29 protein-coding genes are annotated in these 23,380 nt (G+C 36.5%); 19 read left to right on the top strand and 10 right to left on the bottom strand.

The genetic code is table 11. From position 1 onward, the window contains the following. Window positions 1-978, top strand: coding sequence for an MlaD family protein (locus tag LZZ90_RS10480; RefSeq protein WP_237790648.1), 978 nt, complete (start codon window positions 1-3; stop codon window positions 976-978). Between the two features lie 7 nt (window positions 979-985). Here the strand turns inward: LZZ90_RS10480 and LZZ90_RS10475 are convergent, their stop codons facing one another. The 3 genes from LZZ90_RS10475 to LZZ90_RS10465 form a co-directional block, all read right to left on the bottom strand. Continuing rightward, on the bottom strand, window positions 986-2,110 hold the full coding sequence (locus tag LZZ90_RS10475) for a cysteine desulfurase family protein (RefSeq protein ID WP_237790647.1): 1,125 nt from the start codon (window positions 2,108-2,110) through the stop codon (window positions 986-988). Beyond that, on the bottom strand, window positions 2,111-3,019 hold the full coding sequence (locus LZZ90_RS10470; protein ID WP_237790646.1) for an EamA family transporter: 909 nt from the start codon (window positions 3,017-3,019) through the stop codon (window positions 2,111-2,113). Between the two features lie 70 nt (window positions 3,020-3,089). After that, complete coding sequence (locus LZZ90_RS10465; RefSeq protein WP_237790645.1) at window positions 3,090-4,850, bottom strand: MFS transporter; 1,761 nt, start codon at window positions 4,848-4,850, stop codon at window positions 3,090-3,092. A 112-nt stretch (window positions 4,851-4,962) separates the two neighbouring features. Between LZZ90_RS10465 and LZZ90_RS10460 the strand changes: the two genes are divergently transcribed. Continuing rightward, complete coding sequence (locus LZZ90_RS10460; protein ID WP_237790644.1) at window positions 4,963-5,484, top strand: hypothetical protein; 522 nt, start codon at window positions 4,963-4,965, stop codon at window positions 5,482-5,484. Between the two features lie 8 nt (window positions 5,485-5,492). Here LZZ90_RS10460 and LZZ90_RS10455 read toward each other — a convergent pair whose 3' ends face one another. Further along, window positions 5,493-6,047: a Smr/MutS family protein gene (locus tag LZZ90_RS10455; protein WP_237790711.1), complete on the bottom strand. Its 555-nt coding sequence runs from the start codon at window positions 6,045-6,047 to the stop codon at window positions 5,493-5,495. Next, complete coding sequence (locus tag LZZ90_RS10450; protein WP_237790643.1) at window positions 6,040-6,222, bottom strand: hypothetical protein; 183 nt, start codon at window positions 6,220-6,222, stop codon at window positions 6,040-6,042. The genes LZZ90_RS10455 and LZZ90_RS10450 overlap by 8 nt, the downstream gene beginning before the upstream one ends. A gap of 103 nt (window positions 6,223-6,325) precedes the next feature. Between LZZ90_RS10450 and LZZ90_RS10445 the strand changes: the two genes are divergently transcribed. Further along, a complete protein-coding gene (locus LZZ90_RS10445; protein ID WP_255702369.1) occupies window positions 6,326-6,598 on the top strand; it encodes a DUF2752 domain-containing protein in 273 nt (90 codons plus the stop codon). A 28-nt stretch (window positions 6,599-6,626) separates the two neighbouring features. Then, window positions 6,627-6,959, top strand: a complete 333-nt coding sequence (locus tag LZZ90_RS10440; protein WP_237790642.1) for a CCC motif membrane protein — start codon at window positions 6,627-6,629, stop codon at window positions 6,957-6,959. A gap of 60 nt (window positions 6,960-7,019) precedes the next feature. On the opposite strand, the gene rocD is transcribed toward LZZ90_RS10440, so the two are convergent. Beyond that, complete coding sequence (rocD, locus tag LZZ90_RS10435) at window positions 7,020-8,264, bottom strand: ornithine--oxo-acid transaminase (protein WP_237790641.1); 1,245 nt, start codon at window positions 8,262-8,264, stop codon at window positions 7,020-7,022. 296 nt (window positions 8,265-8,560) lie between these two features. Here rocD and LZZ90_RS10430 point away from each other — a divergent pair, with 296 nt between their 5' ends. Both LZZ90_RS10430 and LZZ90_RS10425 read left to right on the top strand, forming a co-directional pair. Next, a complete protein-coding gene (locus LZZ90_RS10430; protein ID WP_237790640.1) occupies window positions 8,561-10,009 on the top strand; it encodes a hypothetical protein in 1,449 nt (482 codons plus the stop codon). Between the two features lie 74 nt (window positions 10,010-10,083). After that, window positions 10,084-11,850 carry a cytochrome c peroxidase gene (locus tag LZZ90_RS10425; RefSeq protein WP_237790639.1) on the top strand — a complete coding sequence of 589 codons (1,767 nt, stop codon included), beginning with the start codon at window positions 10,084-10,086 and terminating at the stop codon, window positions 11,848-11,850. A 15-nt stretch (window positions 11,851-11,865) separates the two neighbouring features. Here LZZ90_RS10425 and LZZ90_RS10420 read toward each other — a convergent pair whose 3' ends face one another. Together LZZ90_RS10420 and LZZ90_RS10415 are read right to left on the bottom strand one after the other, a co-directional pair. Then, window positions 11,866-12,408, bottom strand: coding sequence for a DUF1697 domain-containing protein (locus LZZ90_RS10420; protein WP_237790638.1), 543 nt, complete (start codon window positions 12,406-12,408; stop codon window positions 11,866-11,868). A gap of 54 nt (window positions 12,409-12,462) precedes the next feature. Continuing rightward, window positions 12,463-13,188, bottom strand: coding sequence for a hypothetical protein (locus LZZ90_RS10415; protein ID WP_237790637.1), 726 nt, complete (start codon window positions 13,186-13,188; stop codon window positions 12,463-12,465). Window positions 13,189-13,367: 179 nt separating this feature from the next. Here LZZ90_RS10415 and rlmD point away from each other — a divergent pair, with 179 nt between their 5' ends. Genes rlmD through LZZ90_RS10400 form a run of 3 tightly spaced genes read left to right on the top strand, consistent with a single transcriptional unit; the run spans window position 13,368 to window position 16,033 of the window. Then, a complete protein-coding gene (gene rlmD / locus LZZ90_RS10410; RefSeq protein WP_237790636.1) occupies window positions 13,368-14,783 on the top strand; it encodes a 23S rRNA (uracil(1939)-C(5))-methyltransferase RlmD in 1,416 nt (471 codons plus the stop codon). Between the two features lie 13 nt (window positions 14,784-14,796). After that, on the top strand, window positions 14,797-15,357 hold the full coding sequence (locus LZZ90_RS10405; protein ID WP_237790635.1) for a DUF6452 family protein: 561 nt from the start codon (window positions 14,797-14,799) through the stop codon (window positions 15,355-15,357). Beyond that, window positions 15,329-16,033, top strand: a complete 705-nt coding sequence (locus LZZ90_RS10400) for a DUF6048 family protein (protein ID WP_237790634.1) — start codon at window positions 15,329-15,331, stop codon at window positions 16,031-16,033. The genes LZZ90_RS10405 and LZZ90_RS10400 overlap by 29 nt, the downstream gene beginning before the upstream one ends. A gap of 42 nt (window positions 16,034-16,075) precedes the next feature. Here the strand turns inward: LZZ90_RS10400 and LZZ90_RS10395 are convergent, their stop codons facing one another. Then, entirely contained in the window at window positions 16,076-16,309 is a 234-nt protein-coding gene (locus LZZ90_RS10395) for a hypothetical protein (RefSeq protein WP_237790633.1), read from the bottom strand. 34 nt (window positions 16,310-16,343) lie between these two features. Continuing rightward, window positions 16,344-17,504, bottom strand: coding sequence for a class I SAM-dependent RNA methyltransferase (locus tag LZZ90_RS10390; RefSeq protein ID WP_237790632.1), 1,161 nt, complete (start codon window positions 17,502-17,504; stop codon window positions 16,344-16,346). Window positions 17,505-17,613: 109 nt separating this feature from the next. Here LZZ90_RS10390 and LZZ90_RS10385 point away from each other — a divergent pair, with 109 nt between their 5' ends. The 10 genes from LZZ90_RS10385 to LZZ90_RS10340 are packed head-to-tail and all read left to right on the top strand — an operon-like array spanning window position 17,614 to window position 23,302. Further along, a complete protein-coding gene (locus tag LZZ90_RS10385) occupies window positions 17,614-18,345 on the top strand; it encodes a cyclopropane-fatty-acyl-phospholipid synthase family protein (RefSeq protein WP_237790631.1) in 732 nt (243 codons plus the stop codon). Window position 18,346: 1 nt separating this feature from the next. After that, on the top strand, window positions 18,347-19,042 hold the full coding sequence (locus tag LZZ90_RS10380) for a ZIP family metal transporter (RefSeq protein WP_237790630.1): 696 nt from the start codon (window positions 18,347-18,349) through the stop codon (window positions 19,040-19,042). Between the two features lie 30 nt (window positions 19,043-19,072). Continuing rightward, window positions 19,073-19,453, top strand: coding sequence for a PH domain-containing protein (locus tag LZZ90_RS10375; RefSeq protein WP_237790629.1), 381 nt, complete (start codon window positions 19,073-19,075; stop codon window positions 19,451-19,453). A gap of 3 nt (window positions 19,454-19,456) precedes the next feature. Beyond that, window positions 19,457-20,269, top strand: a complete 813-nt coding sequence (murQ, locus tag LZZ90_RS10370) for an N-acetylmuramic acid 6-phosphate etherase (RefSeq protein ID WP_237790628.1) — start codon at window positions 19,457-19,459, stop codon at window positions 20,267-20,269. 7 nt (window positions 20,270-20,276) lie between these two features. Then, entirely contained in the window at window positions 20,277-20,750 is a 474-nt protein-coding gene (locus LZZ90_RS10365; RefSeq protein WP_237790627.1) for a hypothetical protein, read from the top strand. A gap of 20 nt (window positions 20,751-20,770) precedes the next feature. After that, window positions 20,771-21,238: a hypothetical protein gene (locus LZZ90_RS10360; RefSeq protein ID WP_237790626.1), complete on the top strand. Its 468-nt coding sequence runs from the start codon at window positions 20,771-20,773 to the stop codon at window positions 21,236-21,238. Window positions 21,239-21,240: 2 nt separating this feature from the next. Next, the gene (locus tag LZZ90_RS10355) at window positions 21,241-21,465 is read left to right on the top strand and encodes a DUF6095 family protein (protein ID WP_237790625.1); all 225 of its coding nucleotides are present in this window, start codon (window positions 21,241-21,243) and stop codon (window positions 21,463-21,465) included. Continuing rightward, on the top strand, window positions 21,455-22,030 hold the full coding sequence (locus LZZ90_RS10350) for a DUF1572 family protein (protein WP_237790624.1): 576 nt from the start codon (window positions 21,455-21,457) through the stop codon (window positions 22,028-22,030). Before LZZ90_RS10355 ends, LZZ90_RS10350 begins: the two co-directional genes overlap by 11 nt. Continuing rightward, entirely contained in the window at window positions 22,027-22,398 is a 372-nt protein-coding gene (locus LZZ90_RS10345) for a DNA topoisomerase IV (RefSeq protein ID WP_237790623.1), read from the top strand. The genes LZZ90_RS10350 and LZZ90_RS10345 overlap by 4 nt, the downstream gene beginning before the upstream one ends. A gap of 46 nt (window positions 22,399-22,444) precedes the next feature. Continuing rightward, window positions 22,445-23,302 carry a TerC family protein gene (locus tag LZZ90_RS10340; protein WP_237790622.1) on the top strand — a complete coding sequence of 286 codons (858 nt, stop codon included), beginning with the start codon at window positions 22,445-22,447 and terminating at the stop codon, window positions 23,300-23,302. The last annotated feature ends 78 nt before the right edge of the window (window positions 23,303-23,380 follow it).

The following is a 23,380-nucleotide window of genomic DNA, read 5'->3' as shown; positions in this document are numbered from 1 at the left end:
ATGGAAAACACAAGCACACAAAAGTTAAGATTGGGGATTTTTGTCCTTCTAGGTTCGGCATTGTTTATAACTGCTATCTATTTTATTGGTAAGAAACAGAACATGTTTGGCAGAACAGTACATCTCAGTGCTGTTTTTAATAACGTAAATGGTCTGCAACTTGGTAACAACGTTCGCTATTCAGGGATAAATGTTGGAACCGTGAAACATATCGAGATGATCAACGATACCACAATTCGGGTAGATATGATAATCGACACCAAAATTTTAACCCATATTAAAAAAGATGCCATCGCCACCATTAGTTCTGATGGGTTGGTTGGAAACATGATCATCAACATCATCCCCGGAAAAGGCAATGCTGCAGCGGTACAAGCAGGAGATATCATAAAATCGTACAGTCGGGTTCGAACCGAAGACATTTTAAAAACACTGAACGTAACTAATGAAAATGCTGCGATATTAACTGCCGATTTAATCAAAATTACTCATGAAATTACTGATGGTAAAGGAACGGTCGGAATGTTATTGAACGATACTGTAATGGCCAACGACTTAAAACAAACTCTTCATTATCTTAAAGTTACCAGCAAAGGAACCAATGAATCAGTACAGAATTTGAACAATTTAATTGCTTCGTTAAATCAGAAAGACAATCTGGTTGGTGTTATAAACGATACGGTCGTAGCTCAAAAAATCAAAAATATTGTTATCAATCTGGAACAATCCAGCATTAAAATAGACAGCGTGGTTGAAAACCTGAACACCACCATCACCAACGCCAAAAAAGGAAAAGGAGCCATAAATTACCTTTCCAACAATGAAAAACTTGTTCAAAAAATAGATTCCACTATGATCAATATTAATCAGGCAAGTATAAAACTCAACCAAAACATGGATGCTTTAAAAAACAATTTTCTCTTTAAAGGTTACTTTAAGAAACAAGAAAAGCTTCAGCAAAAAAATCAGAAGAAATAAACAGTAATTAAATCGATCGAAGCGCTTCCATCAAGGCCTCAACATCTTCTTTGGTATTATAATGACTGAAAGAAATACGCAAACTCGGCTTTATAACATCTTCCTTATCTAAAATCTCTGCTAATACGTGCGAAGGTTTCACACTCCCGCTCTGGCAGGCGCTTCCACGAGAAACAGCAATTCCTTTCATATCCAGATGAAATAAAATCATTCCCGTTTTATCATCTGAAAGCGGTAATAAAACGTTGGCAATGTTGTAAAGACCGTCTTCGCTACCGTTTAATTTAAATTCCGGAAAATCGATTTCCAATTGTGAGATCAGATAACTTTTCAATCCTGAAATATAATTTCTCTCTTCGATTAAATGCTCATAGGAAAGCTCCAATGCTCTTGCCATTCCAGCAATTTGATGTACCGCTTCGGTTCCGGCACGCAAACCTTTCTCCTGCTCTCCACCGAAAAACAAAGGTTGCAATCCGCTGTTTTTCTTCACATAAGCAAATCCTACACCTTTTGGCCCGTGAAATTTGTGTGCACTAGCAACTAAAAAATCAACTCCTAAATGCTGAACATCGATTTCCGTTTTACCAATAGATTGTACCGTATCCGTATGAAACAACGCATTGTAATCGTGTGAAATTCTCACTGCTTTTTCCAGATTCAGCACCGTTCCGATTTCGTTATTTACGTGCATCAAACTAACCAATGTTTTCTTGTCCTGAGAAAGCAATTCCACTAAATCTGTAAAATCAATTTCTCCGTTAGGAAGCAGCGCAACATAATCCACAGCGATTCCGAATTCACTTTGCAAAACTTGGGCGGTATGCAAAACCGCGTGATGTTCAATTTTACTTGTGATGATGCGCTCCACCTTTAAATCTTTAACCGCTGAACGTAAAATCCAGTTGTTGGCTTCTGTTCCGCAGGAGGTGAAAATAATTTCCGAAGCAGTTGCATTAATTTGTTTTGCAATGCTTTTTCTGGCTGTTTCCAATAGCACTTTTGAACTTCGACCGAAACTGTGGGTGGAAGAAGGATTTCCAAAATCTTCGGAAAGAATTTTAGTCATTTCGGCAACTACTTCTGGTCGCAATTGCGTGGTTGAGGCGTTATCGAGGTATATTTTTCGCATTTATTCGGAGACAGATTGAGTGTTTAATTTTCTTCTAAAGATAAGCTTTTCATTAAAAACAATAATCGAAATCAAGATCAGTGAATACGAAATCATCTGAATTTGTGTTACTTCTTCTTTATAATAAAAAACCGCAAGCAGAAAGTTCAGAATCGGGTTGATGTACAACATAATCCCAACTGTGGAAGAATTCACGCCTTTGAGCGCAAACAAATTCAAAAACAACGGAATAATGGTAAACAGCACAACTATAAAAAACAAACAGGTATAGAAAAGGCTCTCCGTAGGAACCGGCCCGCTGAATTTCGGATAAAACGGTAATAACAAAACGCCAATTGTCAGTAACTGAATATTTAAAGCTACAAATTTGTCAATCTCTGTATTAGTGCGTTGTGAAATCAGATAAAGTGCGTAAGTTAAAGCAACAATCAGGCTGTAAAAAATATCACTGAAACTATTAAAAGACAATAATACACACCCTAAAACACTAATCCCAACCGCAATCCATTGCCATTTGCTCAATTTTTCCTTCAGAATCAGAAAAGCCAGTACTGTGGTTAAAATCGGGCATACCAAATACGCGAAGGATGCCGCTTTTACGCTGATGTGGTTCATCACATAAATGAAAATAAACCAGTTCGCCGTTAACAGCAAGCCACCGCCAATATTCACACGAATGATTTTATTTCGCTCGGTTATCGGTTTGGATTTGAACAATTCCCAATTGGATTTCAAAATCGTCCTTCTGAAAATAAGGTTGATGGACGAAATCAGGATAACACTTAAAAATACACGGTAAAACAAAATATCCAATGATGGATAATGATGAATCGGTTTGAGCGCCAAACTGAAAAATCCCCAAATTACAAAAGCAACCAGAGCCGCTAAATAGTATTTATTGATTCGCATAAAAAAGAAATTCGGAGCAAAGGTAAGAATTTCCCATGCTCCGAATTGGATATTATTATTTTCTTAAGATTTAATGAGCGCCTTCTGCCTCAATTTCATCTACATCGATATTTTGCTTTTTAAGGATTGATTTCACAACAATTGCGAAAAACAACAAGTAACCAAAACAAATCACCGGAATAATGTACGATTGGTGGATTCCGATGATATCAGACAGTTTTCCCTGAATTGGAGGAATAATTCCACCACCTAAAATCATCATCACCAAAAAAGCAGAACCTTGCGAAGTGTATTTTCCTAACCCGATAATTGACAAACTGAAAATCGCCGGCCACATGATACTACAAGCTAAACCTCCTGCAAGGAAAGCATAAATAGCAACGGTTCCGTGAGAAAACAGCCCAATTAACATCGCAACAACACCAAAAATGGAGAAAATTGTTAAGGTTCTCGCCGGTTTGTCTTTACTAATAAAGAAAGCGGCAATCTGCAATAGTACGCAAACTACATAGTAATAAAGTGGCGTCATGTCTTTCTGTGCCATTGTATTTACACCGATAATCACTGCAAATGCAATTAACGGGACAATGATTAACGCTAATGTTTTTTTAGCATTGCTCAAGTGGAAAACACTGATCGCACCAGCCCAACGGCCAATCATCAAACTTCCCCAATACATGGAAATATAAGGCGCGATGGATGAAGATTGATGTCCTCCGAAATCCGGTAGTTTTAAAAGTTCTCCTAAGTTACTTCCGATGGCAACTTCAACCCCAACATAGGTAAAGATGGCCAGCATCCCTAAAACCAACTGCGGATACTGTAAAGCACCCCAGCCTTCACTGTTTTTCTTAGCCGATTTGTTAGCATAAAGCAATCCGCCCACAACCACTAATAAAGCAGCCGAAAGACACAACATTCTTTGTTTGTCCAAGCCTGATTTCAATTGATTGATTTGTGCTGTTTTTTCCTCGGTAACATCATCTGCTAAAACCTTATCTTCTTTACCTGCCACTACGGAAAGATTGATGGTTTCAATATCTTTGGTTAACGTTTCAATTTTTAAGGCTTCCTGACTTTTATAACTGTTGAAAACCGGTGCAAAACAAATCGCCAATAAACCGGTCATAATAATAAGAGTTCGCATAGCTTTGTTTGCTTTTTCCATTGGTTCATTGGAAATTCCTGCCGGTACTTTTCTGGAAAAATGAAACATCCCAGCCGCAGCCACAAAAAGTAAACCAACACAAACATAAAGCAAGATTACTTTGTTTAAATCCAGATGTTTGATCTGATCATCGGTAACGGTAGCGGTGGTTCCGAAAAGTGCAAAAGCAACTACCAATGGACCGATTGTGGTTCCGAAAGAGTTGATTCCTCCGCCCAAATTAACACGGTCTGCCCCTGTTTTCGGGTTTCCTAAAGAAATTGCAAACGGGTTGGCTGCGGTTTGCTGCAACGAAAATCCTAATGCCACTATAAACAAACCGGTCAACATTCCTGCGTATAAATTAGCTTCTACGGCCAAAATCATAGCACCAGCTCCTAAAGCCGAAAACAACAATCCGAAAACGATACTTTTCTTATAGCCCCATCCTCCAACGATGTCTTTGTTTTTAAAGGTTCCGAAGATGAAAAGCAACAATGCTCCCACATAATACGCCGTATAAAAAGCAAAATCAACCAGCTGTGACTGAAACTGATCAAGTGAGAAATAACTTTTACAAAAAGGAATAAAAATACTGTTTCCGGCTGCTATAAAACCCCAGAAAAAGAAAACGGTAATCAGCGTATAGAGCGCCGGATAATTGGTTTGGTGTTTAGATGACATAAATACATTTTTCGTTTGGTTTCCAAATATAGCAATATTGATGAATTTTCGTTATTTCTTTTATCGCTTTTGAAAACTAAAAATGTTATTTTTGTCCCAAATACGGCTACTTATGAAAAAGTTTTTAGGATTATTGGTTTTTGCACTACTTTTATCAGGTTGTGATGATGGCGATATGGTTTTGGAATCGTTCAATTTCGGAACTGCGACCATTCAAAAATGTCCCGACAAACAACTGCTTTTCAAAACCAGCAATGAAGAACTTTTACTTGTAAACATCCCTGCTTCTAGTTTTCCAAATGCAGCAACACCGGCTGGGCAACCTACAATTGTAACGATTTCAGGAAGCAATTCAGTGCTTTACAGAAAATACAACGGAGCGGTTACCGGCGGTACAATCTGTTCGGTTGTTCCACCTTCTTCTCCAAGCGTTTTAAAAGAATGGACTGCTGCTCAAGGAGGTAAAATCCAAATAACTTCTACGGAAAGAACCGCTACAGATCCGGTTACCAACGTGACAACCGTAGTGGGACACAACCACCAAATTAAATTCATTAATATTCAGTTTGTAAGTTCCGACAATACGTTTGTATTTGAAGAATACCTTTTCGGAACCTATCAGACCAGCATTTAATTTTGGAATTATCGGTTCGGATTTTGTTTGATGTAAACCTCCGTAGCGCCCAATCCGTATTTTTGGTAATTAGCATCCTGAAAGGAAATGCCATCGTATCTTCCAAGTAGAAAATCGAGCTCTGCTTTCAAAACTCCTTCGCCAACTCCGTGAATGAAAACCACTTTCGGCATTCGGTTTTTTATGGCAAAATCAAGCTGGCGTTTTGCCGTTTCCATCTGTAAAGTAAGAATGTCGTAATTATTCATTCCTTTTTTGGAAGGCACCAACTTTTCGATATGCAAATCCACTTCAAGAACAAATTCGTCTTTGCGGGATTTCTTCTCTTTTACAAAAGAACGTTTCTTTTCTTCTTCTTTTTCTTTTAAAATCTGACTTAAACTCTGGTTTGAAGTAAATGACTTTAAATCACTGGTTTTATTTAAATTAACCAACTCATTTACCGAGTATGTCATGGTGAAACCATCTTCAGTTTCAATGATGACATCCTCTTTCTTAAAACCAACAACTACACCATTAATTGCTTCATCAAGGACAGAAACTTTATCGCCAATACTAAACATCATTCTCTTCTTTATCTTTATTATTTCTTGGTGTTTTTGACATTATTTTCATCATTCCATAAAAGAACGCTAAAACTCCTGCTACCTGAATCCAGATATTGGGATGCGTTTTGGTTTGTTCGTTAAAAGCCAAAGCAATCATTCCGAAAATTAAAATGATGTAAACGGTTTTCATAGTACTGTTTTTAGAACTTCAAAAATACAAACTTTAAAAAAATTCATTTCTGTTTTGAAACTATTTATTTTTTTGTGAACTTGCTTTACAGAAAAAGATTACCATGGAAGAGTACATGTTGCCCTGTCTTACAAAGAAATTTTTAGGAATCGAATGTTTCGGTTGCGGTACCCAGCGCGCTTTGCTTTTACTTTTTAAAGGCGAATTTAAAGCAGCGTTTTTAATGTTTCCGGCCATTTACACTTTACTTCTTTTTTTAGGTTTCGTTTCCCTTAATTTTATCGACAAAAGCAGAAACTATCATAAAATTATCGTTGGACTGGGAATCACAAATGCAATAATCATGGTGGTTTCCTATTTCATCAAACATTTTTAATCTAAAACAATTAATCAATATTTACAGAATGGAAAAACAAAAATTACCTAATGGAACTGCCGTAATTATTTTGGGCATCATGTCCATCATTACTTGTTGCTGCTATGGCGTTCTAAGTTTTATTTTAGGGGGCATTGGGCTTTACCTGGCAAACAAAGACACTAAAGAATACAACGAGAACCCTGAGCTGTACTCAAATTTCAACAATGTAAAAACCGGAAAAATACTTTGTATCATTGGAATTGTCTTAGGAGTAATTTTCCTTTTAATTATGGCATGGTACATCAATTTAGTAGGTTGGGATGCGCTACAGGATCCTGAATTATTAGAACAGCGCATGAAAGAAATCACGGAGCAGTAATACTAAAAAAGCCGTTATGAATTACATAACGGCTTTTTATATCGATTAAAAAATCTCTAATTATTTTTCAAATTCTTTTAATGTAGCAGTAATAATACTGATACACTCAAACAATTGCTCTTCATTCATAACCAAAGGCGGAGCAAAACGAATGATGTTACCATGAGTTGGCTTGGCCAATAATCCGTTTTCTGCCAATTTCATACAGATGTTCCAAGCGGTGTCGCTTTCTTCTGTATCATTGATTACAATGGCATTTAAAAGTCCTTTTCCACGAACTAACGTTGCAATGTTCGACGTTTCAATATATTTGCCGATTTCTGAGCGGAAAACCTTTCCTAATCTTTCAGCATTATCTGCCAATGATTCATCGGTAATAACTTCAAGAGCAGCAATCGCAACGGCAGAAGCAATTGGATTTCCTCCAAAAGTAGAACCGTGTTGCCCTGGCTTAATTACATTCATAATCGAATCGTTAGCCAAAACTGCAGATACCGGATAAACACCACCTGATAAAGCTTTTCCTAAAATTAAAATATCCGGAGTTACATTTTCATGATTAACCGCCAATAACTTTCCGGTACGGGCAATACCTGTTTGCACCTCATCCGCAATAAACAATACGTTATGCTTTTCACACAAAGCTTTAGCTTTTGCCAAATACCCTTCTGAAGGAACATAAACACCTGCTTCCCCTTGAATAGGCTCCACTAAAAACCCTGCGATATTAGGAGACGATGTAATAGCTTTTTCTAAAGCATCAATATCATCGTAAGCAATTTTAATAAAACCAGCTGTGTAAGGACCAAAATTCTTACGTGCGGTCTCATCATTTGAGAAAGAAATAATAGTTGTTGTTCTTCCGTGGAAGTTGTTTTCACAAACAATTATCTCTGCCTCATTTTCGTTAACACCTTTTTTCTCATACGCCCATTTACGGCATAATTTTAAGGCAGTTTCAACAGCTTCTGCTCCGGTATTCATCGGAAGCACTTTGTCAAAACCAAAATACTTTGTCACGAACTCTTCGTACACACCTAGCTTATCATTGTAGAAAGCTCTTGATGTAAGTGTAAGGGTTTGTGCCTGTTCCATCATCGCTCCTATAATTTTTGGATGACAATGACCTTGATTTACAGCAGAATAAGCCGATAAAAAATCGTAATACTTTTTACCTTCAACATCCCACACGTACACACCTTCTCCTTTACTCAACACAACCGGTAACGGGTGGTAATTGTGCGCGCCGTACTTGTCCTCTAACTGAATTGCTTCTGCTGAACTCATCTTTTCTAAAACTTGCATTATTAATTGGGGTTTAGTAGTTTTTTCTCAATATGTAGTATATTTTATCTAATTGAGTGCAAGTTAGCAATTCAATTTGAAAAAAATAACTTTTAACTTTATATTTTAAGTTTTTTATAACAAACAAAGTCTTAAATACGTAAAAATATAACAAAAAAAACAGAAAACTCCTATTTTACAGCAACTTAACATTTGTAAGAATTATGAGTAAATTCGTAACATTTTAAAAATATTAAGTAAAATTTAACATAACAGCACCTTCATAAGTTTGCCCTGTCTAACAAAAAAACAATAAAATGAAATTTAAAAATGCTTTGTTGAGTGCGGCAGTTATTAGTTCTGTCATTGCATGTAACTCAGATGAAAGTTCTACTACAAACGAACCGACAAGTCCAATTCAATTAAAAAACCATTCGGTAACACCTGTTTTATTGAATCCTAAATCCGATTTTAGTTCTGTTCAATTATTCTCATTGTTTTCAAGCGAAGATGATTTTGCAGAAACGCCTGATTACGTTTTTGGAGGCTCTGCAGATGGTTCGGGCTTATTTAAAAACTCTGATGGAACATTTACTTTTTTAGTAAATAATGAGGATAATTATTCTGTATCTAAAATCAAATTTGACCAAACCTTTAAACCTGTAGCCGGGGAATATGTATTAAACTCAAACGGATCAGGAAACAGATTATGTTCTGCAACCTTAGCCACTCCGGAAATTCATGGTTTTGGACCCATTTTCTTAACCGCAGGAGAAAGCGACAGTGAATCGCAAGTACACGGAATTACTCCTTTTGACACCAAAGCCAACAATACAACTCCAAGACCGATTTTAGGGTTTGGAAGATGGTCTACGGAAAATGCAGTTCCTTTAACGAAACAGGCTTATTCAGGCCAAACTGTAGTGCTTTTAGGCGATGATGATTCCGGAACTTATGGAGGACAATTAGTTATGTACAAATCAACAACTGGTGATTTAAACAATGGTAAAGTTTATGTAATTAAGCGCACTGATAATATTTCTAATGAAAGAACCATGGTTGAAAACACAACTTATCCGGTAGAATTCGTTGAGATCACCAATGCAAAAACAAACACCGGTTTGCAAAACAATCAGGCTGCGCAAGCTTTAAATGCAATAACTTTTGGTCGTGTGGAAGACATTGATTACCGCAAAGAATCAGGTAAAGAAAGAGAAATTTACTTCAACGTTACCGGTCAAAACAATACAGGTGCCAATGCAGACAATTCCCGTTCAAAATACGGCCGTGTTTACAAACTTGAATTAAATGCAAACAATCCTTTACAAGGGCAACTGACATTGGTTTTAGATGGTGATAACAGAACCGGAAAAGCCAAAACCTTCCAAAACGTGGATAACATCTGTGTAACTAAAAACTTTGTTTACATTCAGGAAGATGCCAATGGTTATGGTGATGAAACGCACGATGCGTACATCTATCAGTACAACATCGCCACGAAAGAACTTAAAGTAGTTTTTGAATTAGATCAGAAACGTACTGATGCTTCAAACAAATTCCTGAGCGCAGGTTCATCATTAGGAAGCTGGGAATACGGAGCTTTAATCGATGTATCGGAAACAATCGGAATTCCAGACACTTTTATGCTGTCAATCCAACCACACACTTGGAAAACAGACGCTTTCAAAGGTGTAGACGGTGGAACGGTTCGCCCCAACGAAAATCAGGGAAGTCAGGTAGTTTTAATTAAAGGATTACCAAGATAATTCACAAAACAAAGAATACCAATTAATTAGGAGCGCTGTAATCTGTGCTCCTAATTTTTAATTTATATGAATTGATGAAAAGAATCATTGCTCTAATTGCAATCCTTTGTTTACTCTCATGTCAGAGCAAAGAGTATCAAAGTCTGACTTCAGTTGAGAAAACCAAACAAAACTTTATAGAAAATTATAAAGAATTAAGTAAAAAAGTTTCCGAGTTCAACCAAATTATTCAGAATAATCACAACAAAGAAAAAGCACAAGAAAAATTTAAAGAAGCGCGATTGGCTTATAAAAAAACCGAAGCTTTATTAGCTTTTTATCTACCTGAAACCGCAATAAAACTTAACGGAGCGGCCATTGACAAAAACGACGTTCACGAAACCAGCCGCAAAACCGAAGAAGCCACCGGCTTTCAAAAAGTGGAAGAACTTTTATTTTCCGATGAAATTGATGCTGAAGAACTTAAAAAACAAGTTGCTATTTTAAACGGCTATACACAATCCCTTAAAGCAAATATCGAAACCCTCCAACTCTTTGACAGTAATATTTTTGAAGCGCAAAAGTTGGAACTGCTCCGTATGATGAGCTTGGGAATTACAGGTTTTGATTCTCCGGTTGCCTTCCTCTCTATTTTGGAAACCAAAACGGTTATTGAAACTATCGGAAACACGCTTTCTCATTTTAAAGAAGACAAATCGTTCTTGGAACTAATCGAAAACACAAAAACATATCTTGATAAAAATCAGGATTTCAACACTTTTGACCGCGCGGAATTCATTACTTCCTATTGCATTCCGATCTCAAAAAATATTCAAAAAATTCAAGACGAACTCAAAATCAAAAATAATCTGTATTCCGGTGCTATTAATTTTAACGAACCTACAGTTTTTGAAGAAACGGCTTTCAATGTGAATTACTTTGCGCCTGCATACAACCGAAATCCATCAAAAGAACAAATCGCTTTAGGGGAACAGTTGTTTTCCGATACGATTTTAAGTGGAAACAATCAGGTTTCTTGTGTAACTTGTCATATTCCTGCCGAGGCTTACGCCGACCATAAAACAAAAGCCGTAGAAAACGGAAAATTATCCCGAAACACACCAACACTTCTAAACTCCGGATTTCAAAACACTCTATTTTTAGACGGAAGAGTGAATTATCTGGAAGATCAGGCCAAAGCGGTCATCAATAATAAAGACGAAATGCACGGAAGTTTTGCCCATGCGCTTGAAAAAGTAAAATCGAACACAAATTACCAAACGGAATTTAAAAAAGTATTTCCGAATGAAGCTGAAATTACCGAACAGAATCTTTTAAAATCCTTGGCGAGTTATGTGCGTTCATTATCTAAACTGAATTCTAAATTTGATGATTATTTACGTGGAAAAACAACGCTTTCTTCCAACGAGAAAAAAGGTTTCAATCTGTTTATGGGAAAAGCGAAATGTGCAACCTGTCATTTCTTTCCGCTCTTTAACGGAAGTGTTCCTCCGATGTATAGCGAACTGGAAAGTGAAGTTTTGGGAGTTCCTTCAAAAAACACAATTCAAAACGCAATTGTAGATAGTGATTTGGGTGAATATGCGATAACTAAAGCTCCGTTAAAGAAACATGCTTTCAAAACGCCAACCGTTCGAAATTCGGCAATAACATTTCCATATATGCACAATGGAGTATATAATTCGTTGGAAGAAGTAATTGATTTTTACAATCGTGGAGGTGGCGCTGGAATTGGGATTGAACTAGACAATCAAACTTTACCCACAGACAAGTTGAATCTTTCCAAAACTGAAATTCAAGACTTGATTGCTTTTATCAAAACGCTTAACAACAGTTATTAACCTCTAATTTCAAAATCACTCATCATACATTTCCAAAAGCTTAGTAACGGTATTCAGATTGCGCATCGTTGCCGTTACATTGAGCTTTTTCTCGATGTATTTTTGATCGAAGCGGGTTTTTCCGGCACCGACATCGTATTTAATGTAGATTCTGTTTTTGTCTATTACCGCTTCATCGGGTTTTACCTGACTCATTTTTAAATCATGGATGGCATTTTCATTCAATTCTTTGGAGATGAATGTGAAGTAGAGTTTTTTGGTATCTACGTCTTTTTCTTTCAGATAAGGACTGTTCTTTAAGCAAGCTTCAAGATCATCTTTAGTGATGACGATAATTGGCACATCGTAACCCCATTTCTTAAAAATTTCCTGTTTAATTCGAAATCCCACTGTTGCACCGTGCGCTTCATCAGAATCAACAAAAACATTACCCGATTGAATATATGTTCTCACGTTGGCAAAACCCATTTGCCCCAATAAAGCTTTGAGTTCTTCCATTTTTATCATGTTGTGCCCGGAAACGTTAATACCGCGAAGAAGTGCCAGATGTCTGTTCATAATGTTTCAAATAAAACACGAAATAAGTTATTTACAGACGGTTTTGCAAGAAAATCAGTTTTTATATTCCTTTCTTTTCTCTAACATAAATTCAAGAACATCAAGAGTGCCGTTTTTTTGAGTAACCTCTTGAGCTTTCAAATCATTCTCGCAAAAAGTGATAAACGAATCTATTTCGTTCTCTTTTAAGTTTAATTTGGTTATGAAGAAATCGTTTGGAAATTCTCTCCTTACATAACTGTTGAAGCTCTCTATTTTTTTGGGAACTTCTTTTTCATCACTTTTACCCAAAAGCTTCCCTGCAAATTTGTACAGTTTTTTACCAATTGCCACAAAGTCCATTCCGTACTGAATTTCACCGGTATAAACTCCAATCACTTTAGGTTGAGCATCTTTTTTTGTAATTTCTTGCATTTTAAGAGCATCGAAACTGGTATCTATATTAAATTTTGCTGATTTTTCAATAGCAACTTCTTTTAACTCAATAACTTTTTTATCCAGTTTAACTACTACATTGGAATTGAACAATTCCCGTGAAGCATAAATCCTTTTTTCATTATAATTTTTGTCCAGAAAAACCAGCTCGTCCCCAACCGTTGCTTTTATTGTAAACTTACCGTCCTTAGCAGACTTTAAGTTTGTTTTCTTGGTTATATTGACAATTTCAACATCAGACAACGGAGTATTGTCGGCATTAAAAACAACACCAACTAATTCCGTTTGGGCAAAAAGCACGGAATTAAACAACAATAATAAATATGTAACAAGTAATTTTTTCATGTATATACTATATCAAACTTGATATCTAAGGTACTTCATCCTTGAGTAAATCACTATTAATATTGTGTTAATTTCCTAATTACTTTCCATAAAAAAGGAGACTGCAATTTTGCATCTTGTTTCTCAGTTAAATACGATTTGAATTTCTAGTTTCAAAATACAATCCTTACTTTTGCCTCATGGGAAGAAAGAAAACAGACAAAATCGTATTCGAAAACGTAAAAGTCCTTGATGCAGGAGCAAAAGGCGTATCGGTGGCAAAAGCTCCCGATGGTAAAGTAATTTTTATTCCGAATGTTGTGCCGGGCGACGTAGTGGATGTACAAACCTTCAAAAAACGCAAAGCCTATTACGAAGGAAAAGCCTTGAATTTCCACGAGTTTTCCGAGCATCGCATCCAGCCAATTTGTGAACACTTCGGAGTTTGTGGTGGTTGCAAATGGCAAAACATGAAGTACGAACAGCAATTGTTCTACAAAAACCAGGAAGTGTACAATCATTTAAAACGAATCGGTAAAGTTGAATTACCTGAATTTGAACCAATTTTAGGCTCGAAAGAACAATTCTTCTACCGTAATAAAATGGAATTCGGTTTCTCGTCTTCAAGGTGGATGACGCAGGAAGAAATCGATTCTGAAGTGGAACTGGACAACAAAAATGCCGTTGGTTTCCATATCCCGAAAATGTGGGACAAGATTCTTGACATCAAAAAGTGTCATTTACAACAAGATCCTTCGAATGACATCCGAAACGAAATCAGACGTTTTGCCAACGAGAATGGTTTAACTTTTTTCAATCCGAGAGAAAATCACGGTTTGTTGCGTACTTTAATGATTCGTACCGCTTCAACCGGAGAAATCATGGTGCTTATTCAGTTCTATGACAACGATAAAAAAAGCATTGAACTGATGATGAATTTCTTGTCGGAGCGATTCCCGGAAATCACATCATTACAATATGTAATCAATCAGAAAGCCAACGATACCATTTACGATCAGGACATTATTCTTTTCAAAGGAAGAGATTTTATTTTGGAAGAAATGGAAGGTTTGAACTTCAGCATTAATGCAAAATCGTTCTACCAGACTAATTCCGCACAAGCTTATGAATTGTATTCGATTACAAGAGAATTTGCTGGTTTAACAGGAAACGAACTGGTTTACGATTTATATACAGGAACAGGAACCATTGCTCAATTCGTTTCCAAAAAAGCGAAAAAGGTAATTGGTGTAGAAGCTGTTCCGGAAGCGATTGCCGATGCCAAAGAAAACGCAAAACGCAATAACATAACCAATTGTGAGTTTTTTGTGGGAGACATGAAAAATGTGTTCAACGACGAATTCATCAAAACACATGGTCATCCGGATGTAATCATTACCGATCCTCCACGTGACGGAATGCACGCTGATGTTGTGGGACAAATTTTGAAAATCGCGCCTGAAAAAGTGGTTTACGTAAGCTGTAACTCGGCTACACAAGCTCGTGATTTGGCGTTAATGGACGGAATGTACAAAGTGACAAGAGTACGTCCGGTGGATATGTTCCCACAAACACACCATGTGGAAAATGTTGTACTTTTGGAAAAAAGAAGCTAGAAACCTGACCTAAATGAAAAAACTAAAAATAGTTGCTTTATCGCTTTTACTGGCCAATTCGTTTTGGAGTTGTGAAAAAGACGATATCTGTGCAGAAGGAACTTCCGTAACACCCAATGTGATTATTGAATTTTACGACAAGAACAATCCTGCCACGCTAAAATCGGTTACTAATTTAAAAGTGATAGCTGATGGAATGAGTGAAGGCATTATTTTCAATCCGACCGCAACTGTTGCAGAACAAAAATATTTGTTTAACGGTTCAAAATTACGACTTCCTTTAAAGGTAAACGATATTAGCACTGTTTATAGCCTTATATTGAATTCCGGAGCAGCTAATCCGGCAGACACCAATACAGACAAATTAAGTTTCGGCTACAATCATCAAGATATATTTGTGTCCAGAGCTTGCGGTTTCAAAACAGTCTTTCAGTTAAACGCAAACAATCCTGTTTTAACGGACGGAAACACTACGGACGGTCTTTGGATTTCCAATGCGCCGACAACCTCATTACAAGTTATTCAACCTAATATTCAAAATGAAAATGAAACACACATTAAAATCTATTTTTAGTGCGGCTTTAGTGTTGGTTTCATTATCAACATTGGGGCAAGAAAAAGCGAAAGACACTGTAAAAACTCAAAAAACAGAACGGTACGGTTTACGTGTTGGTGCCGATTTACACCGCATTACAAAATCCTTTTACGATAAAGATTACAAAGGTTTTGAACTGGTTGGCGATTATCGTTTAACCAAAAAAATCTACTTAGCTGGAGAATTAGGCAACGAGAAAAAAACGGTGAACGAAGATCAGATGAATTTCACCACCAAGGGAAGCTATTTCAAAGTTGGTTTCGATTACAACGCCTACCAAAACTGGCTGGATATGGAAAACATGATTTATGCCGGAGTGCGTTACGGAGTAAGTTCGTTTTCACAGAATTTAAACAGCTATTCGGTTTATACCACAAATCAATATTTCGGGCAAACTACTTATACGCCAAACCAAAAATTTGATGGCCTTAATGCCAGTTGGATTGAACTTGTTGGTGGTGTTAAAACCGAATTGTTCAGCAACCTGTTTCTAGGATTTTCAGCGCGTTTAAATTATCAGGTAAGCAACAAAAAACCGGAGAACTTCGACAACTTATTCATTCCAGGTTTTAACCGCACTTATGAAGGAAAATTCGGGGTTGGTTTCAATTACACCTTGAGTTATTTCATTCCGCTTTATAAAAGTCAAAAATAAAATGCTATAAAAAATCCCAACCTGTTAAGTTGGGATTTTTTATTACTTAATTTCTTTCACACCTTTTATAAACAGCCATTTCATAAAAATCTTTTCGCCTTCATTTGTTCTTACAGCCTGAAATTTAGGCGCTAAAATTGAAGCTACAACCGCAGCAGTTAAAGGAAGCCAAAAACCGCTCAAATTGGTAAATTTTTCAGCTACGATACGGATTATAACAAACAATAATGCGAATCCTATAAAATTATAAATCAGTGCTTTTGTTTTTAAAGTCATCTTTAGTTATAAATTTTGAATTGAATAAATGAAATTACTCTTTATTTTGGAATTTTGTTCTCTTACTACCTTCATACATTTCATATTTCACCAAACGCGCTTCCAATTTTCCGTTAAAAAGTTTGATTTTTCGTGAAGGCTTTAAACCGACGAATTTCAAAGCTTCCAAATTTGCGGTGATAAACCAAGCGTTAGTTCCCGGATAGCTTTGCTTTAAGGTATCACCAATTTCTCTGTAAAAACGTTCCATCTCAATATCTAAACGTTCTCCGTATGGCGGATTGAATACCATGTGCAATGGTCCTCTTGTTTCTTTTTCCGTATCAAAGAAATTGCGTTCTGAAATCTTTACATATTCATCAAGATTTGCATTTCGGATATTGTCTTTCGCTTTCATTACCGCTGATGGCGCTTTGTCGTATCCGGTAATCGTATAATGAAACTCTTTTACTTTCTTCATTAACGAATCCATAATTTGGTCGAATAACGCATTATCCCAATCGTTCCAACGTTCAAAAGCAAATTCTTTTCTGTTGATGTTTGCCGGGATGTTACACGCGATCATCGCCGCTTCTGCTAAAATCGTTCCCGAACCACACATCGGATCGATAAAATCACCTTGTCCGTCCCAACCGGAAAGCAATAACATTCCCGCTGCTAAAACTTCATTGATTGGTGCAATGTTAGTAGCTGTTTTATAACCGCGATGGTGCAAGGAATCTCCCGAACTGTCTAAAGAAACCGAACATTGGTCACGGTCGATATGCACATTGATGCGCAAATCAGGAAAATCTTTATCGATGTTCGGACGCTTGCCAAATTTCTCGCGAAACTGATCCACAATTGCATCTTTGGTTTTCAAAGCCACGAATTGCGAATGGTTAAAATGTTCCGAATGCAACGTCACATCTACCACAAATGCCTGATGTGCAGACAAATACTTCGACCAATCAATTCCTTGAATCCCTTTATACAAACTGGCTTCATTAAAAGCACGGAAATGATAAATCGGTTTTAAGATTTTTAAAGCCGTGCGCAACGCTAAATTTGCTTTGTACATGAAACCCTTATCGCCCACAAAACTTACCATTCGGGTTCCGGTTTCTATGTTCTGTGCGCCAAGCTGCGCCAATTCTTTTGCTAATATTTCTTCGAAGCCAAATAAGGTTTTGGCGATCATTTTAAAATTTTCCATGCTTAAATTTCACTATTCGGGCAATCTCATTCTTCTATCGTCTATTTTCTGACATCTTATTGATTGCATCGGCAAAAATACGTTAAATTTGTAGGCTTAAAGAAATTCTATGCAAAAAGATACTGCAAATTGGTTTGCCTCTTGGTTCGATACGCCTTACTATCATATTTTATACAAAGACCGCGATTATGCCGAAGCACAGCATTTCATGGACAACCTTACCCATTACCTAAACCTTCCGGAAGATGCTAAAATTCTGGATTTGGCTTGCGGGAAAGGACGCCATTCAGTATATCTTAATCAATTAGGATTTGATGTTACCGGTGCCGATTTATCCGAAAACAGTATCGCTGCTGCTTCAGAATTTGCAAACGAAAAATTGCATTTCAAGGTGCACGACATGCGCGAACCTTTTGAAGAAAAATTCGATGCGGTTTTCAACCTATTTACAAGTTTCGGTTATTTTGAAAGCGATGACGACAACATAACGACTTTAAAAGCCATCAAAGACAGCCTTACTGAATACGGTTTTGCTGTAATCGATTTTATGAACGTGAATTACATCATCAACAATTTAGTTCCTGAAGAAGTGAAAACTGTTGAAGGCATTGATTTTCACATCAAACGTTATGTAAAAGACAATCATATTTTCAAGGAAATCGATTTTGAAGACAAAGGACAAAAATTTCATTTCACGGAAAAAGTAAAAGCCTTAACTTTAAACGATTTTGAGCAGATGATGGAAGAAGCCGGAATTTTCCTTTTGGATGTTTTCGGAGATTACAAATTGCGTAAATTCTATAAAAACGATTCGGAACGCCTTATCATGATTTTCAAATAATATGCTGTACCTGCTGCCCTTACTTTCGGTAATCTTTGGTTACCTGATTGCAACGTTTTTTCGCCCGAAAAGCAAAAAAAACCTGAAGCTTTTATTGGCTTTCAGCGGTTCGTTTTTATTGGCGCTTACGGTTTCGCATTTATTACCGGCGGTTTATGAATCTTCACATGTTGCAGATGCAGACGGACATATTCACAATGGTGTAGGTTTCTTTATCATGTTCGGAATCGTGTTTCAGATTATTTTAGAATACTTCTCTCAAGGTGCTGAACATGGGCACGTTCACGGACACGACACAATGCACCACATTCCTTGGTCGTTATTCATTAGTTTGTGTTTGCACGCGCTTTTAGAAGGAATGCCGGTAAGTCATCATAACGATCTGGCTTGGGGAATCGCCATTCATCATTTCCCTATTGCTATTATTCTAACTACTTTTTTTAGTAGCTCACACCTTAATCGCACTTCCATTTTAATCTTTATGCTCACTTTTGCAGCCATGACCCCGCTGGGAACAGTTGTTTCCGAAAGAGTTCCGTTTATCACCCATTATTATTCTGAAATTACGGCTTTTGTAATTGGAATCCTGTTTCATATTTCATCAACGATTATTTTTGAAACCAGCGAAGGACACAAATTCAACATGGCAAAATTATCTGCAATTATCTTAGGGATTGTATTGGCGTATTTTATGTAAAAAACAACTATATTTAATAAATTCAAAAACATGGGATTATTTTCTGCTTTAATGGGAAATGCTGGTGCTGTAGACAAAGACACTTTAGTGAAAGACTACGGTCAGTTATTAATTACAAATGAAATTGTAGAATTAGGATTTAAATTAATTCGCGACACTTTTATTTTTACTAACAAACGTTTAATTTTAATTGAAAAACAAGGATTAACCGGAAGTAAAATTGAATACAAATCCATTACTTATAAAAGTATTTCACGTTTTAGCATTGAAACTGCCGGAACTTTTGATTTGGAGGCCGAATTAAAAATCTGGGTTTCAAGTGAAGCAAATCCGAGCATTACCAAACAGTTCAACAAATCCGTTAATGTTTACGATGTACAAAATGTGTTGGCACATCACGTATTAGGTTAAATTATGACATTTACAAAAACTACAGAGCAATCCTCAAATTACGAGCATCTTGAAAACATGTCGGTTCAGGACTTACTGACCAACATCAACAACGAAGATAAAACCGTTCCGCTTGCCGTGGAGAAAGCCTTACCGCAAATTGAAGTTTTGGTTTCCAAAATTGTTGATCAAATGAAAAAAGGTGGACGATTATTTTACATTGGAGCAGGAACTTCAGGACGTTTAGGAATTGTTGACGCTTCGGAATGCCCACCTACTTTTGGTGTTCCTTTCGATTTAGTTATCGGATTGATTGCCGGTGGCGATACTGCTATCAGAAAAGCTGTAGAATTTGCAGAAGACGACAAAAACCAAGCCTGGAAAGATTTATCAGAATGGAATGTAAATGAGAACGATGTTGTAATCGGAATTGCAGCTTCAGGAACAACACCATATGTAATCGGAGGTTTGGAAAAATGCAACGAAAACAACATTCCAACAGGTTGTATCACTTGCAACATCGGAAGTCCATTAGCCTTAACCGCAAAATTTCCAATTGAAGTTGTTGTTGGACCGGAATTCGTAACGGGTAGTTCCCGAATGAAAGCAGGAACAGCACAAAAATTGGTTTTAAACATGATTTCAACCGCAACCATGATTCAACTTGGTCGTGTAAAAGGTAACAAAATGGTTGACATGCAACTCAGTAACGTAAAGCTTATCGATCGCGGTGTTCGTATGATTATGGGGGAAATTCCGGTTTCCTACGAAGAAGCAAAAACATTATTAGAAACTTACGGCAGCGTTAGAAAAGCTGTTGACAATTATAAAAAATAAACCTACAATGAAAAAAACATTCCTGACAACACTATTACTTGCAGCAACATTAACTACTTTTTCCCAAGAAATCAAATACAAATCCGGGGGCAGGATTTTTAATTCTGAAGGAAAAAAAATGTCACCTAATGAAGTTCGTGAGTTATTAGCTAAAGAACCTGGAATGCTACAATTTTACAATGCCGGAAGATCCAAAAAAACAGCCGGAAACACTTTAATGATCGCAGGATTAGGTTTAATGGCTACCGATGTGCTTATCGGAGCAAATAAAGACACTCAATTTCCAAGTGCTTTGAGCTATATTGGAGCTGCTTCTTTTTTGATTTCTATTCCTGTCAAAATAGGTTTTTCAAAAAAAATAAAAACAGTAGTAAAAGATTATAATGCAAAATTATCTTCCAAAGATTCTGGAAACACAGACAGCCAATTATATTTTGTTTCTAACGGGAACAATACTTTTGGCGTCAAAATAATTTTCTAACCTTTAATAACATCATAAACATGAAAAATTTTTTTACTCTTATTTACATTCTTTGTGTTTTTAATGCATTTTCTCAGGAAATCAACATGGAAAAAGGAAAGTTTTATCAGCAGGGAAAACAAATTTCAAGCTATGAAACCAAACAGCTTTTAATGTCAAATCCCGAAGCTTTAAAGTATTTCAAACAAGGAAAAACCAAAGAAGGCATTGGAGGCTTTATGCTCGGTCTTGGGATTGGTTTAACCGTTGGTGATTTAGTAAAAGGATTAGTTTCTGATGTAGATTATCCTTCCGGAATGACTTATGTTGGAGCAGCAGCAATTGTAGCCTCAATTCCGATTATGGCCGGAAAGAAAAAAAAGATTAAAAAGGGAATTGAACTTTACAATCAAGGGTTAAAGCCTTCTTCCGACACCGGAAATTCAACAGATTTCAATATGGCTGTTATTGCAAATAATTACGGATACGGTTTACAAATACGATTTTAATCATGTCTACAAACAAGCAATTATTGGTAAAAGGCGTTCGTTATTTGGCGTTTGCATTACCTCTTATGTTTCTGGGACCTTCAGTGATTCACAGTTCGTTTAAAAATCAGGGACATCCGTTTTACATTCCAATTTTAGGATTGGGAATCATTTTTTGTCTGGCCTCAATGTTCTTACTGTTCAAAGGAATTCAAACCATAATGAAAAGTTTATTCGATGGAAACTAATCTCAATTTTCTAGAAAGCTCCAAAAGACTTTTTCTCTATTACAAAACAATAGGCGAAAAAGCGATGGAACAAATCACCCCGGAACAATTGTTTTTTTCTGCCAATGAAGATACCAATTCCATTGCGGTAATTGTTCAGCATCTTTCAGGAAATATGCTATCGCGCTGGACTGATTTCTTAACTTCCGACGGTGAAAAAGAATGGCGTCATCGTGACAGTGAATTCGAAACGGTTTTAACAAACAAAGAAGAACTGTTAAACGCATGGGAAAAAGGATGGAATTGTCTTTTTGATACTTTGAACAGCTTAACTTATGAACAGCTTGACCAAACGGTTTACATTCGGAATGAAGGTCATAGTGTTTTAGATGCGATAAATCGTCAACTTGCGCATTATCCGTATCATATCGGACAAATTGTATTTTACGCAAAAATGCTTAAACAATCTGATTGGACAAGTCTTTCGATTCCTAAAAACAAATCCGGCGACTACAACGCTGATAAATTCTCAAAAGAAAAAAGCAACAGGCATTTTACAGACGACGAATTAAACAAACTCAAATGAAAAAAATTTTTATACTTCCAATCCTGCTAATTTTAGTTTCCTGCTATAATCAACAGCGCAATTGTAACGATTTTAAAACCGGAAAATTCGAATTTACTCAAGAGATAAACGGCCAGCAAAAAAAATCCGTTTTCGAGCGTACTGAAAACCTACAGATCGAAACTTTCAACGGAAAAACCGATTCGGCTTCCATTCGTTGGGTAAACGACTGTGAATTTGTGCTTCAGAAACTCCATCCGAAAAATATGCAGGAGAAAAAAGCTATCAGCATGAAAATACTGACTACCAACGAGATAGGTTATACTTTTGAATATGCCTTTGTGGGCGAAGCAAAAAAACAGCGCGGTACTGTAACAAAAATCGATTAACTTACGTTTAACAGCAGAATTTAAATACAAAAACCAAAAACATTAAATGGAAACATTATTAAACCCAGATGCTTGGATTGCATTATTAACCTTAACTTTTTTAGAGATTATTTTAGGTATCGACAACATCGTTTTCTTATCGATTGTATCCGGAAAATTGCGTGCGGAAGATCAGCCTAAAGCAAGAAGAATAGGACTTTTATTAGCGATGGCCTTTAGAATCATCCTTCTATTTGGTATCACATGGGTAATGAGTTTGAAAGAATCGTTTTTTGATTTTGACTGGAGCTTTGTATCCGGAGGAATATCAGGGCAAAGCTTAATTGTTTTTGGAGGAGGATTGTTTTTACTTTATAAATCAGTATCTGAAATCCACCACAAATTAGAAGGTGAAGAAGAAGCTACATCAGGAAAAGCAAGTGCTTCTTTATCGGGTGCCATCATTCAAATCGCTTTATTAAACATCGTGTTTTCCTTTGACAGTATCTTAACAGCGGTTGGACTTGTAAGTGCTGCTGAACCTCCTGTTGGTTTTGGTCCTGCCGGCGCATTGGAAATCATGGTAGGAGCTATTGTTATCTCGATTATAATTATGCTGATTTTTGCCGGACCGGTTTCAAAATTTGTTAACGAACACCCTACCATCCAAATTTTAGGTTTATCATTCTTAATATTGATTGGTGTAATGTTACTGGCAGAAGGTTCTCATTTAGCCGAATTGAAGTTCTTCGGTGGAACAGAAGTACACAGCATACCAAAAGGCTATTTATACTTTGCCATTTTCTTCTCATTGTTTGTGGAATTCTTAAACCTGAAAATGAAGAAAAATGCAAAAAAACCAGTACAGTTACACAATAATAAAATTCTTGATCAGAAATTAAAAGATACGGACGTTACCAACTAAGGTAGATGTTATATTTAAAAATAAAAATCCCGTTATTAAACGGGATTTTTTTTGCAATCATCTAATTTACAGAATCTT

This window comes from Flavobacterium sp. SM15, assembly GCF_022012335.1.
In the GTDB taxonomy this organism is placed as follows: Bacteria; Bacteroidota; Bacteroidia; order Flavobacteriales; family Flavobacteriaceae; genus Flavobacterium.
Note: the sequence above shows the minus strand (reverse complement) of the source record. Positions and strands in the feature narration are given on the sequence as shown.

What these genes read in the sequence shown, in the direction of transcription:
- LZZ90_RS10480 (WP_237790648.1), top strand. Translation starts at nt 1, where the DNA reads ATGGAAAACACAAGCACACAAAAGTTAAGATTGGGGATTTTTGTCCTT.
- LZZ90_RS10475 (WP_237790647.1), bottom strand. Translation starts at nt 2,110, where the DNA reads ATGCGAAAAATATACCTCGATAACGCCTCAACCACGCAATTGCGACCA.
- LZZ90_RS10470 (WP_237790646.1), bottom strand. Translation starts at nt 3,019, where the DNA reads ATGCGAATCAATAAATACTATTTAGCGGCTCTGGTTGCTTTTGTAATT.
- LZZ90_RS10465 (WP_237790645.1), bottom strand. Translation starts at nt 4,850, where the DNA reads ATGTCATCTAAACACCAAACCAATTATCCGGCGCTCTATACGCTGATT.
- LZZ90_RS10460 (WP_237790644.1), top strand. Translation starts at nt 4,963, where the DNA reads ATGAAAAAGTTTTTAGGATTATTGGTTTTTGCACTACTTTTATCAGGT.
- LZZ90_RS10455 (WP_237790711.1), bottom strand. Translation starts at nt 6,047, where the DNA reads ATGTTTAGTATTGGCGATAAAGTTTCTGTCCTTGATGAAGCAATTAAT.
- LZZ90_RS10450 (WP_237790643.1), bottom strand. Translation starts at nt 6,222, where the DNA reads ATGAAAACCGTTTACATCATTTTAATTTTCGGAATGATTGCTTTGGCT.
- LZZ90_RS10445 (WP_255702369.1), top strand. Translation starts at nt 6,326, where the DNA reads ATGGAAGAGTACATGTTGCCCTGTCTTACAAAGAAATTTTTAGGAATC.
- LZZ90_RS10440 (WP_237790642.1), top strand. Translation starts at nt 6,627, where the DNA reads ATGGAAAAACAAAAATTACCTAATGGAACTGCCGTAATTATTTTGGGC.
- rocD (WP_237790641.1), bottom strand. Translation starts at nt 8,264, where the DNA reads ATGCAAGTTTTAGAAAAGATGAGTTCAGCAGAAGCAATTCAGTTAGAG.
- LZZ90_RS10430 (WP_237790640.1), top strand. Translation starts at nt 8,561, where the DNA reads ATGAAATTTAAAAATGCTTTGTTGAGTGCGGCAGTTATTAGTTCTGTC.
- LZZ90_RS10425 (WP_237790639.1), top strand. Translation starts at nt 10,084, where the DNA reads ATGAAAAGAATCATTGCTCTAATTGCAATCCTTTGTTTACTCTCATGT.
- LZZ90_RS10420 (WP_237790638.1), bottom strand. Translation starts at nt 12,408, where the DNA reads ATGAACAGACATCTGGCACTTCTTCGCGGTATTAACGTTTCCGGGCAC.
- LZZ90_RS10415 (WP_237790637.1), bottom strand. Translation starts at nt 13,188, where the DNA reads ATGAAAAAATTACTTGTTACATATTTATTATTGTTGTTTAATTCCGTG.
- rlmD (WP_237790636.1), top strand. Translation starts at nt 13,368, where the DNA reads ATGGGAAGAAAGAAAACAGACAAAATCGTATTCGAAAACGTAAAAGTC.
- LZZ90_RS10405 (WP_237790635.1), top strand. Translation starts at nt 14,797, where the DNA reads ATGAAAAAACTAAAAATAGTTGCTTTATCGCTTTTACTGGCCAATTCG.
- LZZ90_RS10400 (WP_237790634.1), top strand. Translation starts at nt 15,329, where the DNA reads ATGAAACACACATTAAAATCTATTTTTAGTGCGGCTTTAGTGTTGGTT.
- LZZ90_RS10395 (WP_237790633.1), bottom strand. Translation starts at nt 16,309, where the DNA reads ATGACTTTAAAAACAAAAGCACTGATTTATAATTTTATAGGATTCGCA.
- LZZ90_RS10390 (WP_237790632.1), bottom strand. Translation starts at nt 17,504, where the DNA reads ATGGAAAATTTTAAAATGATCGCCAAAACCTTATTTGGCTTCGAAGAA.
- LZZ90_RS10385 (WP_237790631.1), top strand. Translation starts at nt 17,614, where the DNA reads ATGCAAAAAGATACTGCAAATTGGTTTGCCTCTTGGTTCGATACGCCT.
- LZZ90_RS10380 (WP_237790630.1), top strand. Translation starts at nt 18,347, where the DNA reads ATGCTGTACCTGCTGCCCTTACTTTCGGTAATCTTTGGTTACCTGATT.
- LZZ90_RS10375 (WP_237790629.1), top strand. Translation starts at nt 19,073, where the DNA reads ATGGGATTATTTTCTGCTTTAATGGGAAATGCTGGTGCTGTAGACAAA.
- murQ (WP_237790628.1), top strand. Translation starts at nt 19,457, where the DNA reads ATGACATTTACAAAAACTACAGAGCAATCCTCAAATTACGAGCATCTT.
- LZZ90_RS10365 (WP_237790627.1), top strand. Translation starts at nt 20,277, where the DNA reads ATGAAAAAAACATTCCTGACAACACTATTACTTGCAGCAACATTAACT.
- LZZ90_RS10360 (WP_237790626.1), top strand. Translation starts at nt 20,771, where the DNA reads ATGAAAAATTTTTTTACTCTTATTTACATTCTTTGTGTTTTTAATGCA.
- LZZ90_RS10355 (WP_237790625.1), top strand. Translation starts at nt 21,241, where the DNA reads ATGTCTACAAACAAGCAATTATTGGTAAAAGGCGTTCGTTATTTGGCG.
- LZZ90_RS10350 (WP_237790624.1), top strand. Translation starts at nt 21,455, where the DNA reads ATGGAAACTAATCTCAATTTTCTAGAAAGCTCCAAAAGACTTTTTCTC.
- LZZ90_RS10345 (WP_237790623.1), top strand. Translation starts at nt 22,027, where the DNA reads ATGAAAAAAATTTTTATACTTCCAATCCTGCTAATTTTAGTTTCCTGC.
- LZZ90_RS10340 (WP_237790622.1), top strand. Translation starts at nt 22,445, where the DNA reads ATGGAAACATTATTAAACCCAGATGCTTGGATTGCATTATTAACCTTA.